A 13,011-nucleotide genomic window follows, 5' to 3' on the forward strand; every position below is an offset into this window, starting at 1 on the left:
CGCACCGCCTCGACACAGGCGCGTTATGTTCTGACCGCGGCTGCGCCGCTGATCGACTTGATTTCCTGAAAGGCGCGGATGCCCCAAAGCCCGGCCTCACGCCCCCAGCCGCTGGCGCCGACCCCGCCGAACGGTGCCCCCTGCGCACGGCTGGTGCCATTGACCTGTATCATACCGGCGTGAAGCGCCCTGGACACCCGGTCGGCGCGCACCGGATCCGTGGTCTGGACATAGGCGGCCAGACCGTAGGGCGTGGCGTTGGCCAGCGCGATGGCCTCCTCCTCCGTCTCGAACGGGGTCATGGTCAGGACGGGGCCGAAAATCTCCGTCTGGAAAATCTCCATATCCGGCGTCACATCCGCAAACAGCGTCGGGCGTGAGAAGAACCCGGCCATTAGACCGTCCGGCAGGCCGGGGCCTCCGCTGACGAGGCGGGCCTTCTCGGCAATGCCCTGGGCGATCAATTGCTGAACACGCAGGTATTGCGCAGATGAAACCTGCGGGCCGATATGGTTTCCGGGCACATCGGGCAAATCGACCGCGGTCTCGTGCATGTGTCGGGCGGTCAGGGCCACGGCTTGCGCGTATATCGGACGCTCGACCAACATGCGCGAGGCGGCGTTGCAGCTTTGCCCGGCATTGCGCACGCAATGGGCGGTTCCCTGACGGATCGCGGTTTCCAGATCGCAATCCGCAAACAGAATGTTGGCCGACTTTCCGCCAAGCTCCAGCGTGGTTCGCGCGAACCTGCCGGCTGCGACGCCGGCGATCTGCCGTCCGGCGCGGGTCGAGCCGGTAAAGGAAATATGGGCGATCCCGCTATGGCGCACGAGGTGGGCGCCAGTCTCCGCATCACCGATCAGCAGGTTCACCGCCCCCGGCGGGATGCCGGCGCGAAGGCAGCATTCAATCAGCAAACCGGCTGTGCGGGGCGACAGTTCGGATGGCTTGAGCACGACGGCGCACCCGGCGGCCAGTGCCGCGCCCAGTTTCAGCACGATCTGGTTCAGGGGCCAGTTCCAAGGTGTGATCAGGGCGCTGACCCCGACCGGCTCGAAGCGTATGCGATGCTCCGCCCCGTCCAGCTCTTCCTCACGCAGGGCCACGGGCATGGCGGCGATTGTGGCGTCCAGATGGCTCAACGCTGCCCCGACCTGCGCTGTGCGGGCGAAATCTATCGGCGCGCCGATCTCACGGCTGATGATCCGGGCGAAATCCTGCGAATATGTAGCGATCTGGTCGCGCAATGCCGACAGGGCGGCGATACGCTGCGCCGGAGTGCTGTTGCCCCAGTCCGAGGTCTGCGCGGCATGGACAGCGGCTGCGACCTGTGCCGTATCCGCCTTGCGATATATCGGACGCAATGAACCTGTGGCAGGGTCATGCTGCGCGGCAACGGCGGCGCCGCGCCCTGGTTCACGTGCGGTGCCGATCAGGTTCAGTGGAACTGGGTCGATATTCTCCATGGTTCTGCGTCACGGGGCGCGGCGCTGCTGTCAAGCGTCGCGGCCTGCACGAAATTGCCACCGGAACAATTCAAAGCCGTTCGAATGGATTTGGGCCGATGAGGTGTTGCATTCCGTTGGCTTGCGGATCGGCCAATCCCGCTTATCGTCCGGAGGGGGACGTTTCAGAATTGCAGAGCATGGGGTTCAGCGATCAACCGGTCACAATAGTAGAACGTGAGAGTGGAGCGCTAGACATGACAACATCTCATCCGGCATCGGCCCCCAATACACATGTAATTCGTGGCAGGCATCCAAGCGCGGTGAAGGCATATCTGCGCGATATGAAAACCGGTTTCAATCACAAATCTGCAGTCTGGTACTGCTTTGTAAGCCTGGAAAATCTCCCCTTCTGAATGGCATTCAGAATACTTTCTGCGTCACAAAGATCGTTGCCACGCACAGGGCCATGCACGAAAGCATGAAGGCGCGATTCCTTGTGAAGATCAACGTTACGGGGGAGACTCCGAAAATGCTCGAAACGATCGTCGCCGTTCCTGTATAGGGCGAAAACTGTGCCGAAAGCGCCCATCCGACCAGAAGCACAGCGACCAGAGCAATCGGCTCGATCCCGAGATTCAGCGGCTGGCTGATGATTCCTGCCGCTATGGCGCAGGTCAACACCGGGTTCAGCCCGACCATCGACAGGGCGATGATCGTCACAAGAACCCCGCTCAGGATAACCGAAGGGGAGGCCGAAGACGCGGCCAACAATGTGGTGATCGCGGGGACCGGTAGCAATGACACGATGATCGGCCCGAGAAACGCCGCCGATGTGATGACGCTGGTTGCCGCAGCCTGATCGGGCAGGCGGCTCAGAACCATGCCCTTGAGCGGGCCGGAGACGAGCCCGCGAAGCCTGTAACCCTGCAAAGCGATCAGCCACAGGATTGAGGCTGCGGGAATGATGATCATCACCGCCGCCGAGGTCGATACTGCCATCTGGCCCGATATGAAGAAGATCAGGGAAAAAAGACCGGCAAGCAGAAGGGAAATCCGCAGGATGGACCGTTTCGGAAAGGGCGCCGGGTCCGGTTGATCCAACGTTGTCTTTCGCACCTCCAAAGCGGTGAATAGAACGCTGAACAAAAGGATGGCTGCGGACAAGACGGCCCCCACCAGCATCGTCGTCTTCAGGCTGACTGCCGCCACGAGCGATGACAGGTAAACCGGAGGCAGGGCAAGGGGCGACCAGCAGGCCGAGGGGGAAAAGCCACGGATGGCCGCCAGAGCCGTGATCCAGGCACGTTCGGATTTCGGGCCGGTGGTGTCGTCGGCATCAGTGTCGCGCGCCAGGATGCCGATGAAGACCAGCGATCCCATGTTCATCATCAGCGCCATCAGGTTTGTGCCGCACAGCGTGAGCAGGGCCTGCTTGCGGATCGGCTGGGTGACAAGGAACCGACCCACCTTGGCCATGCTTTCGGATCGGCCCGCAGCCTCCTGAAGGGTGAAGACGGCGATGAGGAAAGCCTGAAAAAAAGCGGCACGTTGCAACGCCGATGCCAGGATCGGCACGGGCGCGTCCTGTGTCAGAACCACCGCTATGGCCCCCAGGACCGAGGCGGCAACGAAGAGCCGCCCCATCTTGCTGCCCTGCACCAAAAGCCAAGGGAGCATCGCCAGCATCAGAAGTGCGCCGCCAGCGGTGATGGACTCCGCATGTAGCCAGGCCCCCAAACCTTCGGTCACGACCAGGGCGACCAGCAACAGGCCAATGCCGCTGCGATACACCGATAACGGGTTCCGGGTGCGCGATGCCGCAGGCGGGTCGAGGGTGGCCATTGCTGTCATTCCTTAGAAAACGAGTAAAAGTCGCATATAAAGAGATCATTGACAATACTGGCACCCCATGTTTCCGTTCGGGCCATCGAATGTAGGGAGGACGAAGAGTGGGCGAAAACGTTGTGCTTCTTGGTGGAGCGGCCACGCCTGTCGGCAAAATGCAGGGCATTGCGTCGGACGGCACCCAGCAGCTTGAGCATGAAGTGCTGGCAAAACTCGTGGTCGAGGCGTTGGAGGATGCCGGGCTTCGGAAATGCGATGTGGGGTCGATGATCTTCACCTTGCCCAGGCCCTACACGCAGCAGAAATACTTCGCGACCTTCATGGCGAATTACATGCGGCTGCCTTGCGAGGGACTGGTCATGGAGGTGCTGGGCAACGGCATGACCCCGGCCCTGACGCTTCAGACCGCGATCGATCAGGTGCGCTTGGGCCGTACGAAAGTGGCGTTGGCGCTGGGGATCAATTTCGAAACAGGAACTTCGGCGCCCGAGCATATGATGTCTTCGATGCGCGCCACCGGGGACGTGGATTTTCACGTGCCTTTCGGGTTTACGCCAATCGCCTGGTACGCAATGGACGCCGTGCGCTACATGCACGAATACAATGTCACTCGTGAAGAGATCGCGATGGTTGCGGTGAAGAACCGACGCCACGCCGCCGACAACCCGATTGCCCAGTTCCGCAAACCAATGACGCTTGACGATGTGCTGGCGCAGCGCCCGATCGTCGAACCGCTGGGACTGTTCGAGGTGCCGGGGCGCGGCGACGGGGCGGTTTGCATCGTGGTCGCAAGCGAGGATGTCGCACGCGAGTCGGGCAAGCCATTTGTTCGCGTGAAGGGTGAAGGCTTCTATCACGAAGGCGCGCACCAGATCAGTGAGGTTCCCAATGATATGATCGCCTTCGAGGCGGCGAATATCGCCGGGGCGAAAGCCTATTCCAATGCGGGGATCACGCCGGGTGATGTCGATCTTGCGGAAATCTACGCGCCCTGCACCATCGTGGAAATCCTCGCGGCGGAGGCTCTGGGCCTTTGTTCGCGTGGTCAGGGTGCGGGGCAGGCGGCGAGCGGTGAAACGGCGTTGGGAGGGCGCATCCCGATCTGCACCTCGGGGGGGCTGTTGTCGCGTGGGCATCCGGCCTATGTCACCGCGCTTTACAACTATTTCGAGTTGATGGAACAGCTTCGCGGGCGGGCAGGGGCGCGGCAGGTCCGCAACGCCGAGCTCGGTCTCGCCTGCACCGAACTAGGCAATTACAACGCGGCAATGGTTCATATCCTGGAGGCCGTGGCATGACGATCCCCGTTGAAACCGCACCCGGCGTCCGCCCCTATCCGCCCCGGATGAGTGCCTTCACCAAGCCGTTCTGGGACGGCGTCGCGGCAGGGTTGTTTCGCACGAGCCAATGCGACACCTGCCACAAGCCCAGCTTTCCGCCCAAGCCGGTGTGCCCGCATTGCTGGTCCAACGCGGTGTCGTGGATCGACCTGAGCGGGCGCGGAACGCTGTATTCCGCGACCACCATTCACGCCGGACCGGCTGTGTTTGCGGCGGACCTGCCGTACCGCGTTGGGATCGTCGATTTGCCGGAGGGCCTGCGCCTCGCGACCCGTGTGTTGGACGACAGTGCGCTGGACGAGGCGGTGGAACTGGTCGCGCTGATCCATGATGACGGGCCGCTTTACGGCGCAAGGCGGCTGTCCGACCACGGGTGAGCAATCAACCGGCGAGGCGAGGCGTCGGGAAGACGAGGCTGCTATCTCCATCTGCGGGGCTGTAATTTATCAGCTTCTCGGAGATCCGGTTCGCCGCCCGCACCACGGCCTTTATCAATTCCTCCAGCTCTTGATCGGAGGTGATCTCGATCCGGCGGACATAGGTGAGGCTGGCCGAGACGGAAGACTTGTCGTGGAAGATCGGGGCAGAGACCCCGTAAACCGTCCGGTTCGACTCGTTGCCGACGCAATAGCCGATGCGGCGCATCTTGCGCATACTGGTGCGGAACTCCTCCCAGGTCTTGCCCAGACCCGCCTTGGAGATTTCCGCGCTGTTGGAACTGTAGAAGTTTCGCATCTGGTAGGGGGGCAGATAGGCCAGGATGATGCGCGACGGCGCGCCGTAGATAAGCGGAAAGCTGCGCCCCCGTTCCATGGTCAGAAAGATCTCGGGATCGAAACGATCCACCTGGATAGCTAGAACCTGATCGCCGTAGAAGCTGCTGATGCTGCGGGCGCCAATCAGTGGGGATTGATCCTCGTCCAGCAGCGGTTGCGCGATCTTGAGAAGTGGGTCCGAGCGCCGGATCTGTCGGTCAAGCTGCATGATCCTAGGGCCAAGCACATAGGTGCTGGCAGCTCCCGGAGCCAGCAGACCGGCATCGTAGAGCGCCTTGACATAGCGATAGGCGGTGGCGCGCGTAGCCCCCAGTTCGCTCATGATCATCTCGACCGTCCAGGCCGGGTTCTCTTCTGTGAAGAGGTCCAGAACGTTGAGCACTTTCCCCGCGCTGCTTTGCTTCTTTTCGCCGGATTTTTCCATGGAAATCGCCTTGTCCGCCGCCGCCATCAGGGCAGCGGGCATTATACAAATATAATCGCGTTATATGAGACTAGCGGAGGCGATCAAGTCATCCGCGGCGCCTGGCGCCGCTTTTCCGCTTGAAAGTCACAAATAATCCCGTTAATTGAGACTATCGAAAAATATCAAGAGGGAGTGCGCAGTTGGTCCGCCAATTTGTTGCCATCGCATCATGACCGAACAAGACAAACGCCCGATGTATGACTTTCCCGTGCACCCTGGAAACAATACGCAGAACAAGGGCCCGCTGGCGGGGCTGCGCGTCATCGACTTCACGCATTTCATCGCAGGACCGTTTGCGACGATGATGCTGGCCGACCTTGGGGCCGAGGTCATCAAGATTGAATCTCCGAAGGGCGAGGATTTCCGGCAGTTTCCCCCGGCCGATCCGGCGCTGGAAGGTCAGGGATCCCCCTACCTCTGGGCGAACCGCAACAAGAAAGGCGTGGCGCTCAACCTCAAGACTGAAGACGGGCTTGGTGTAGCCCGCGACCTGATCGCCACCGCTGATGTGCTGGTCGAGAACTTCTCGTCGGGTGTGATGGAACGGTTCGGACTGGGATACGAGGATCTGAAATCCGCGCATCCAGACCTGATCTACACTTCGATTTCCGCCTATGGCCGCACTGGTCCCGATGCTGATCGTCTTGGGTTCGATACCGTGGTGCAGGCTGAAAGCGGCTTCATGTCGTTCAACGGTTTTCCCGACCGTGAGGGCATCCGCGTGCAGCCGGTCATCATGGATTCCGCGACCGCCATGATGGCCGCCAACGGCATCCTGGCGGCGTTGATGCGTCGTGAACGGGTGGGCGGGGGCCAGCGTGTGGATGTGTCGCTCTACGACACGTCCATGATCATGATCGGATATGGCTCCATGCAATATCTGATGAACGGCAGCGAACCGACCCGTATCGGAAATTCAAGCAATGACACCGCCCCCACCGGGGTGTTCAACACGCAGGATTCCGCCTTCTTCGTTTCTTCGTCGAATACCGCGATCTTCCAGCGCATCTTCCGGTTGATCGGTCGCGACGACATCGCCGACGATCCCGCGCTTCAAAACCGCATGGAGCGTTTGAAGCGCCGCGAATGGATGAAGGACATCCTGTCCGAAGCCTTTGAAAAAAAGCCCTGGTCCCATTGGGCACCGCTGTTGCGTAAAGCGGGAGTTCCCGCGGGCGAAATGCGCACAATGGCCGCCGCGCTGCATTCCGAAGAAACCAAGTCTGCCGGGCTTGTCACACGCATTCCGCACGCAACCGCAGGCTATGTGCCCAACATCGCCCTGCCAATCCGCCTGTCCGACTCGCCCACCGTCGATCCGGTCGCCGCGCCCCGTATCGGAGAGCACACGCAGCAGGTTCTGGAATCACTCGGCTATGATTCCGACCGACTTGAGCGTCTGTCGCAAGGCGGAGCCGTGGCTGGCGTCGCACCCGAAAAAACAACCTGACATCAAAACAGGAGGAAATGTGATGAGAGGACGTTTCATCGAGGATTTCGAGGAAGGTGGGGTGGATATCAGCCCGGGGCGTACGGTGACCGAGACGGATGTCGTCACCTATTCCTGGATTTCGGGCGATGTGAACCCGATGCACACAGATGATGTCTATGCCAAGGCCTCGCCCCTCGGTGCACGGATCGCGCATGGCACGTTGGGAATGTCCATCGCGACGGGGCTAAGCGCGCAGATCGGCGGTTTGATCGGCACGGCGATTGCCGCGCTCGGCGTCGAGGAGTGGGCCTTTCTCAAGCCGATCTTTATCGGCGACACGGTCACGTTGCATGCGTCCGTACTCAGCGCGCGTCTCAGTCGCTCCAAGCCCGACCGCGGCGTTCTTGTTCGGCGGATGGACCTGAAGAACCAGGATGGAGAGATCGTCCAGTCGGGCATCATGAAGACCCTAGTGCGCTCACGCGCGGTTTACGGCACCAATTCGAAAGTGAACGACCAATGAAATTCATCAACACCGCCGGACTGACCGAAGATCAACAGATGATCCGCGACTCGGTTCTTGATCTGTTGAACCAGCATCTTCCGCTCGATTCGATCCGACAGATGGACGAGGACCGTGAATTCCCCCACAAGGCCTACAATGCCTTGGCCGAAGCGGGGTTCACCGGCCTGTTCTACCCCGAGGAATATGGTGGCGCGGGCGCGAGCGCGGGCGACCTGACCGCCCTGGTCGAGGCGTTGGGATATCACTACACCGGCATCGCCCAAGCCTATATGACAACCGTGATCTATGCCGGGATGCATATCGTCAATAGCGGCAGCCACGAGCTTAAGGCGCGGGTGCTGCCCGACATCATCTCGGGCAAGACAAAGCTGGCGCTGGCCATGTCAGAGCCGGGCACGGGGTCCGATGTCGCCGGCATCAAGACCTCGGCAATCCGGGATGGTGACCATTATGTGCTGAACGGCAACAAGATCTGGATCACCTGCGCGCATGTCGCAGACAAGCTGGTGGTGATCTGCAAGACCGATCCCAATGCCGGCCGTCACAAGGGGGTGAGCACCCTTCTGGTCGATACCAACGCCCCCGGCGTGGAAATCCGTCCTCTAAAGATGTTGGGCAGACGCACGACCCATGCCAACGAGATTTTCTTCACCGATGTGAAAGTGCCGGTCGAAAATCTTATCGGGGAGGAAAGCGGTGCGTGGAAAAGCGTGATGAAATGCCTCAATGTCGAGCGTCTGTGCCTGTCGGCAATCTCTGCCGGGCATTGCTATCGCATTACCGAATACGCCGCAGATTATGCGCGTGACCGCATCCAGTTCGGCCAGCCGATCTCTCAGTTCCAGGTTATCCAGCACAAGCTGGTGGACATGCTGATCGCCGCCGAAATCGCGCGGCAGGCGGCCTGGCGTGTGGCGGATCTGATGGACAAGGGCGAAAACCCGATCCGCGAGACCTCGATCGCCAAGATTGTGTCGTCGGAGTCCAATGTAAAATGTGCCGATATCGGTCTGCAGGTGATGGGCGGCGCGGGCTATTCGGCGGAATATTTGATGGAGATGTTCTATCGCGACTGTCGCGTGGGCCCCATCGGCGGCGGCTCGAACGAGATTCAGCGCAATGTGATCGCCAAGCAGATGGATCTCTGACCGCTCCTGACCTCCCGAAGATGTGGGCGGCCCGACAAGGGCCGCCATTTCGTGTCGGCCCAGCCCGGCCTGTCCGGGCGCGGCGCTCATCTCGATCACTCGCAGAGCCTGACGCTCAGTCCGTTGTCCTCTTGCGATCGGACCCGGTGCCACGTGGCTGTTCGAGGGCGGTACACAGGGTGTCAATCCTGGGAAGATCGGCAAGCCCGAGGCAAAGCCTTATCAGGCGCTCGGTCCGGCCCTCGCCCATGACCGGAGCGCACAGGCTGCGGAACTTCGCAAGGATTGCCTCATCCCCAAGGGGATTGCGATCGGACCCACGCGGCGCATTGTTGGAGACGGAAAATTCCCGACCGTCGGCCAAAGTGACCGAAAGCCGGGACTGATGATAATGTCGCAATCCGGTGCCCGGCTCCACGCGAATCCTGTCGAGCAACGCCAACAACTCGGGGCGCGCGCATTCCGCTTCGAACGCCTCGCTGGTGGCGGGTGTTACCGCCTCGAGCCCGGTAAGAGCGTGGGCCAGCATGTATTGCAGGTGGAATCGCGCCTCGTTCGCGGTGCCGGGCAGCCGGTCCTTGCGGATGGCCGGGACGGTGTAGGCTGGAACCTCGACCAGCACGCTGGCGATCTCCTCAATGGCGAAGCCCTCGGACTTGCGCAGATCAAGCGCCGCGTCATAGGCAGAATGGATGTAGCCGCAACAGGCATGCAGCTTGCGCCGCGGATGCGCCAGTGCCCAGGTCGAACTGTGAAACGGATCTATCGTCCATTGCGTCGCCATGGTGGCAAAGAACCCCATGGCGGAGGACAGGATGTCCGGGGGGCCGCTGATGCCCTGTTCGGCAGCAAGGGCAGCAGAAATCCCTGCATTGGCGGGAAGACCCCCGAAAAGCATCGGTTTGGCGCCGCGCCCGTCGCCGAAGATCACCTCCGCCGGGCACCAATTGGCCCAGGCTGCGGCAATCGCCAGAGCGTCTGATGTCTGTGACGGAGAGAGGTCGAGGATTCGTGCGCAGGCCGCCGCCGATCCGACGGCCGAGGGCAGCCCGACCGACACCATACCGACCTCCTCAAGGTTTTTCTGATAGGGATAAAAGGCCCCGTAGACCCGTGCGGTGGTCTCGATCCCGGCAATCAGCGCCATTTCCAAGGTTTCGCCTGATACGTTCCTGGCCTGACCCATCGCAAGCGCGGCTGCGACGTTGCCGATGCTGGCATGTCCGGCTATCAAGTCGTTCAGTTCGTATATGTCGCCCTGATAGGCATTGATACGCGCGGCCGAGAGCAAGCCCCCGCGTTTGCCGCCCACGATTGAGCATTGTTTGCCGGGGTTGGCGTTCAACTCGGCCGTGGCGATACGCCGGGCTGCGTCGGTTGCGGCGCCCGAAACCATGCAGCCGATGGTGTCGAGAAGACATAACCGCGCCTGCGTCTTGACCTCTTCGGGCACGACCGACGGGTGCAACGTGGCTAGAAAATTCGACAGATCGCGGATGGGGGAATGCTTCATGGCTGCTCCCGGGCGGCGGACGTCCCGATGGGAGAGCACATGAGAGGACGTATCAGGGTTGTGTTATCGGGCCCACCCGGCTGATCCCGCAACACTGCATCAACATCGACGTTTTCGATCAGCGTGATGCGATTGCCTAGGGCGCGACCCAGAATGACATCAAAACTCGCAAGGGCGGTATCCTGACTGACCAGCGCCGAGCCTTCATGCTCGCTTATCAGGCAATAGTCGTCGGCAAATATCGGTTCCGAGGGGGGGCGGGCCGGATGTTCGCGGATACGCTGCCCAGTCAACTGGCTGAAACGCTGGCTTTCGCTGTGCAGGGACAGGAACCGCGATTCCTGCGACATGATAACGGTGAAGGCAGGCTCGATGAACGCCCTCTGCCATTCGGTTTCACCGGCAAGCCCGGCCCGGCAGCGCATCCTGTGGTTGAAATCATCATAGGCCCACAGATGCACGATCTGGTTGAGCGGTCCGACATCCGACAGCCAGTAACCCAGCATGGGCAGATGACGCGTAACCAACGGCAAGCCAGTCGTGCGAAACAGTTCGAGATAGTGGAGCGCCTTTCCTGGTGCGGTTGTGTAGGTGCGCAATTCGTAGATCATCCCGGTTCCTTCATGTTGGCGGGCCCGGTTGGGCAGCCCGTGGCGGGGCCGTGGGTGTTGACGGCTCCTGCAAATTGAATAAATATCCTACAAAATGAGATTGTTTTTGACAAGAACTCGAATTTGGTCAATGTCAGAGTCAGAACCGAGCTGATGTGGCCGCCAGAGGGGAAGCGATTATGGGTGTTTCTGAAACGTGTGATGTGTTGGTGATCGGGTCCGGTGCCGGTGGTCTGACCACTGCTATCACCTGCGCCCAGCAGGGTCTGGACGTTGTGGTCATCGAAAAAGCGCCGGTCTATGGCGGCACAACCGCGTTTTCTGGCGGCGTTTTGTGGATCCCCGGAAATCACCACGGCATGGCGCAGAATCCGGACGACACCAAGGACGCCGCGCGGACCTACCTCAAGATCGAGGCCGGCAATCATTATGACGCGGATGCGGTCGATGCCTTTCTCGAAACCGGGCCGGAAGCAGTGGAGTTTCTGGAGCGCGAAACGGAGGTCAAGTTCATTCCGACGCTCTATCCCGACTATCATCCGCAATATGACGGTGGTGTTGAAGTCGGTCGGTCAATCCTTGCCGCTCCCTTCGACACATCGCAGCTTGGGGAAAACTTGAAACGTTTGCGTCCGCCGCTCAAGACCATCACCTTTGTCGGCATGATGTTCAATTCGTCGAATGTGGACATCAAGCATTTCTTCAACGCCACCAAATCGGTCAAATCCTTTGCCTATGTAGCGAAACGGCTGGCCAGCCACACGGTCGAAGTGCTGCGCCACGGGCGCGGGACCCAGGTCACCAGTGGCAACGCGCTGGCTGCCCGGCTGGCAAAATCGGCCTTTGATCTTGGCGTGACGATCCACACGGATTGTCCGGCAAAGCAGTTGCTGAAAACCGACGGTATCCTGACCGGTGCCCTGGTGCAGCGGGACGGGCAGGAGGTCCGCATCGCGGCACGTCATGCGGTCGTCATCGCGACAGGCGGGTTTTCGAACGATCCCACACGAACCTCGGAAAGCTACAGCCATCTCAAGGAGGGGGGGGAGCATTTTTCCCCTGTGCCCGAAAGTGTAACTGGCGATGGCATTTCGCTGGCTGAGAGTGTGGGCGCCGAACTGACCTGCAAGTTTGAACAAAGCGCCGCCTGGATGCCGGTATCGAAGGTTCCCGGTTCTGACGGCACCGTAACCGCGTTTCCGCATCTGCTGGATCGCTACAAGCCCGGCATCATCGCAATCGGGCCGGACGGAAAACGCTTCACCAATGAGTCGAACTCCTATCATGATGTCGGCGTTGCGATGGTTGATGCCAATTCGGGTCGCGGCCAGACGAGGGCCTGGCTGATCTGCGGCCAGCAGACGATCAAGCGATACGGGCTGGGATATGCCAAGCCCGCCCCGGTTCCACTGTCGATCTATCTGCGAAACGGATACCTGAAGTCGGCACGGACGATACAGGAACTGGCGCGCACCATCGGCGTCGATACCGCCGCTCTCGAACAGACCGTTCGCGATTACAACGGTCCCGCTGCGCGGGGTGAAGACCCGGAATATGGCCGTGGTTCCACAGCGTTCAACCGGTATCTCGGCGATCCCGAGCGCAAGCCCAACCCCAATGTCGGACCCATCGAAGCCGGGCCGTATTACGCGCTGGAAATCGTCATGGGCGATCTGGGCACATTCGACGGTCTGGCCACTTCGGTCGAGGGGCAGGTCCTGGACCGCGACGGGATTCCGATCCCCAACCTGTTCGCTGTCGGCAACGACCGGCGCAGCGTCATGGGCGGTGCCTATCCGGGTGCCGGGATCACTCTCGGACCTGCCATCACCTTCGGCTACCTGACCGGAAAAACCATAGCAGCAAAGGCTAAGAGCTCAGATCCTCACGCATAGAGGGATCCCGC

11 protein-coding genes are annotated in these 13,011 nt (G+C 60.8%); 6 read left to right on the forward strand and 5 right to left on the reverse strand.

Annotation, left to right across the window (positions count from 1 at the left end):
- Positions 1-23: 23 nt before the first annotated feature.
- Positions 24-1,466, reverse strand: coding sequence for an aldehyde dehydrogenase family protein (locus H1S03_RS11325; protein WP_185804544.1), 1,443 nt, complete (start codon positions 1,464-1,466; stop codon positions 24-26).
- Between the two features lie 402 nt (positions 1,467-1,868).
- Positions 1,869-3,290: a hypothetical protein gene (locus H1S03_RS11330; RefSeq protein ID WP_185804545.1), complete on the reverse strand. Its 1,422-nt coding sequence runs from the start codon at positions 3,288-3,290 to the stop codon at positions 1,869-1,871.
- A gap of 107 nt (positions 3,291-3,397) precedes the next feature.
- Between H1S03_RS11330 and H1S03_RS11335 the strand changes: the two genes are divergently transcribed.
- Together H1S03_RS11335 and H1S03_RS11340 are read left to right on the forward strand one after the other, a co-directional pair.
- Positions 3,398-4,591: a thiolase C-terminal domain-containing protein gene (locus H1S03_RS11335; RefSeq protein WP_185804546.1), complete on the forward strand. Its 1,194-nt coding sequence runs from the start codon at positions 3,398-3,400 to the stop codon at positions 4,589-4,591.
- The gene (locus tag H1S03_RS11340) at positions 4,588-5,010 is read left to right on the forward strand and encodes a Zn-ribbon domain-containing OB-fold protein (protein WP_185804547.1); all 423 of its coding nucleotides are present in this window, start codon (positions 4,588-4,590) and stop codon (positions 5,008-5,010) included. Before H1S03_RS11335 ends, H1S03_RS11340 begins: the two co-directional genes overlap by 4 nt.
- Positions 5,011-5,014: 4 nt before the next feature.
- Here H1S03_RS11340 and H1S03_RS11345 read toward each other — a convergent pair whose 3' ends face one another.
- Positions 5,015-5,875: an IclR family transcriptional regulator gene (locus H1S03_RS11345; protein WP_185804548.1), complete on the reverse strand. Its 861-nt coding sequence runs from the start codon at positions 5,873-5,875 to the stop codon at positions 5,015-5,017.
- Between the two features lie 169 nt (positions 5,876-6,044).
- Here H1S03_RS11345 and H1S03_RS11350 point away from each other — a divergent pair, with 169 nt between their 5' ends.
- The 3 genes from H1S03_RS11350 to H1S03_RS11360 are packed head-to-tail and all read left to right on the forward strand — an operon-like array spanning position 6,045 to position 8,981.
- Positions 6,045-7,325 (forward strand): CaiB/BaiF CoA transferase family protein, encoded by a 1,281-nt coding sequence (locus tag H1S03_RS11350; RefSeq protein ID WP_221892683.1) that lies wholly within the window; start codon positions 6,045-6,047, stop codon positions 7,323-7,325.
- Positions 7,326-7,347: 22 nt separating this feature from the next.
- Positions 7,348-7,830 carry a MaoC/PaaZ C-terminal domain-containing protein gene (locus H1S03_RS11355; RefSeq protein WP_185804549.1) on the forward strand — a complete coding sequence of 161 codons (483 nt, stop codon included), beginning with the start codon at positions 7,348-7,350 and terminating at the stop codon, positions 7,828-7,830.
- The gene (locus tag H1S03_RS11360; protein ID WP_185804550.1) at positions 7,827-8,981 is read left to right on the forward strand and encodes an acyl-CoA dehydrogenase family protein; all 1,155 of its coding nucleotides are present in this window, start codon (positions 7,827-7,829) and stop codon (positions 8,979-8,981) included. The genes H1S03_RS11355 and H1S03_RS11360 overlap by 4 nt, the downstream gene beginning before the upstream one ends.
- A 115-nt stretch (positions 8,982-9,096) precedes the next feature.
- On the opposite strand, the gene H1S03_RS11365 is transcribed toward H1S03_RS11360, so the two are convergent.
- Together H1S03_RS11365 and H1S03_RS11370 are read right to left on the reverse strand one after the other, a co-directional pair.
- Positions 9,097-10,494 carry an MmgE/PrpD family protein gene (locus tag H1S03_RS11365; RefSeq protein ID WP_185804551.1) on the reverse strand — a complete coding sequence of 466 codons (1,398 nt, stop codon included), beginning with the start codon at positions 10,492-10,494 and terminating at the stop codon, positions 9,097-9,099.
- Positions 10,491-11,105, reverse strand: a complete 615-nt coding sequence (locus H1S03_RS11370) for an NIPSNAP family protein (protein WP_185804552.1) — start codon at positions 11,103-11,105, stop codon at positions 10,491-10,493. The genes H1S03_RS11365 and H1S03_RS11370 overlap by 4 nt, the downstream gene beginning before the upstream one ends.
- A gap of 179 nt (positions 11,106-11,284) precedes the next feature.
- Here H1S03_RS11370 and H1S03_RS11375 point away from each other — a divergent pair, with 179 nt between their 5' ends.
- Entirely contained in the window at positions 11,285-13,000 is a 1,716-nt protein-coding gene (locus tag H1S03_RS11375) for an FAD-dependent oxidoreductase (RefSeq protein WP_185804553.1), read from the forward strand.
- Positions 13,001-13,011: the final 11 nt, after the last annotated feature.

The organism is Pontivivens nitratireducens (assembly GCF_014235845.1).
Taxonomy (GTDB): domain Bacteria; phylum Pseudomonadota; class Alphaproteobacteria; order Rhodobacterales; family Rhodobacteraceae; genus Pontivivens; species Pontivivens nitratireducens.

Coding starts and splice junctions, on each gene's coding strand:
- H1S03_RS11325 (WP_185804544.1), bottom strand. CDS start 1,466: ATGGAGAATATCGACCCAGTTCCACTGAACCTGATCGGCACCGCACGT.
- H1S03_RS11330 (WP_185804545.1), bottom strand. CDS start 3,290: ATGGCCACCCTCGACCCGCCTGCGGCATCGCGCACCCGGAACCCGTTA.
- H1S03_RS11340 (WP_185804547.1), top strand. CDS start 4,588: ATGACGATCCCCGTTGAAACCGCACCCGGCGTCCGCCCCTATCCGCCC.
- H1S03_RS11345 (WP_185804548.1), bottom strand. CDS start 5,875: ATGCCCGCTGCCCTGATGGCGGCGGCGGACAAGGCGATTTCCATGGAA.
- H1S03_RS11350 (WP_221892683.1), top strand. CDS start 6,045: ATGACCGAACAAGACAAACGCCCGATGTATGACTTTCCCGTGCACCCT.
- H1S03_RS11355 (WP_185804549.1), top strand. CDS start 7,348: ATGAGAGGACGTTTCATCGAGGATTTCGAGGAAGGTGGGGTGGATATC.
- H1S03_RS11360 (WP_185804550.1), top strand. CDS start 7,827: ATGAAATTCATCAACACCGCCGGACTGACCGAAGATCAACAGATGATC.
- H1S03_RS11365 (WP_185804551.1), bottom strand. CDS start 10,494: ATGAAGCATTCCCCCATCCGCGATCTGTCGAATTTTCTAGCCACGTTG.
- H1S03_RS11370 (WP_185804552.1), bottom strand. CDS start 11,105: ATGATCTACGAATTGCGCACCTACACAACCGCACCAGGAAAGGCGCTC.
- H1S03_RS11375 (WP_185804553.1), top strand. CDS start 11,285: ATGGGTGTTTCTGAAACGTGTGATGTGTTGGTGATCGGGTCCGGTGCC.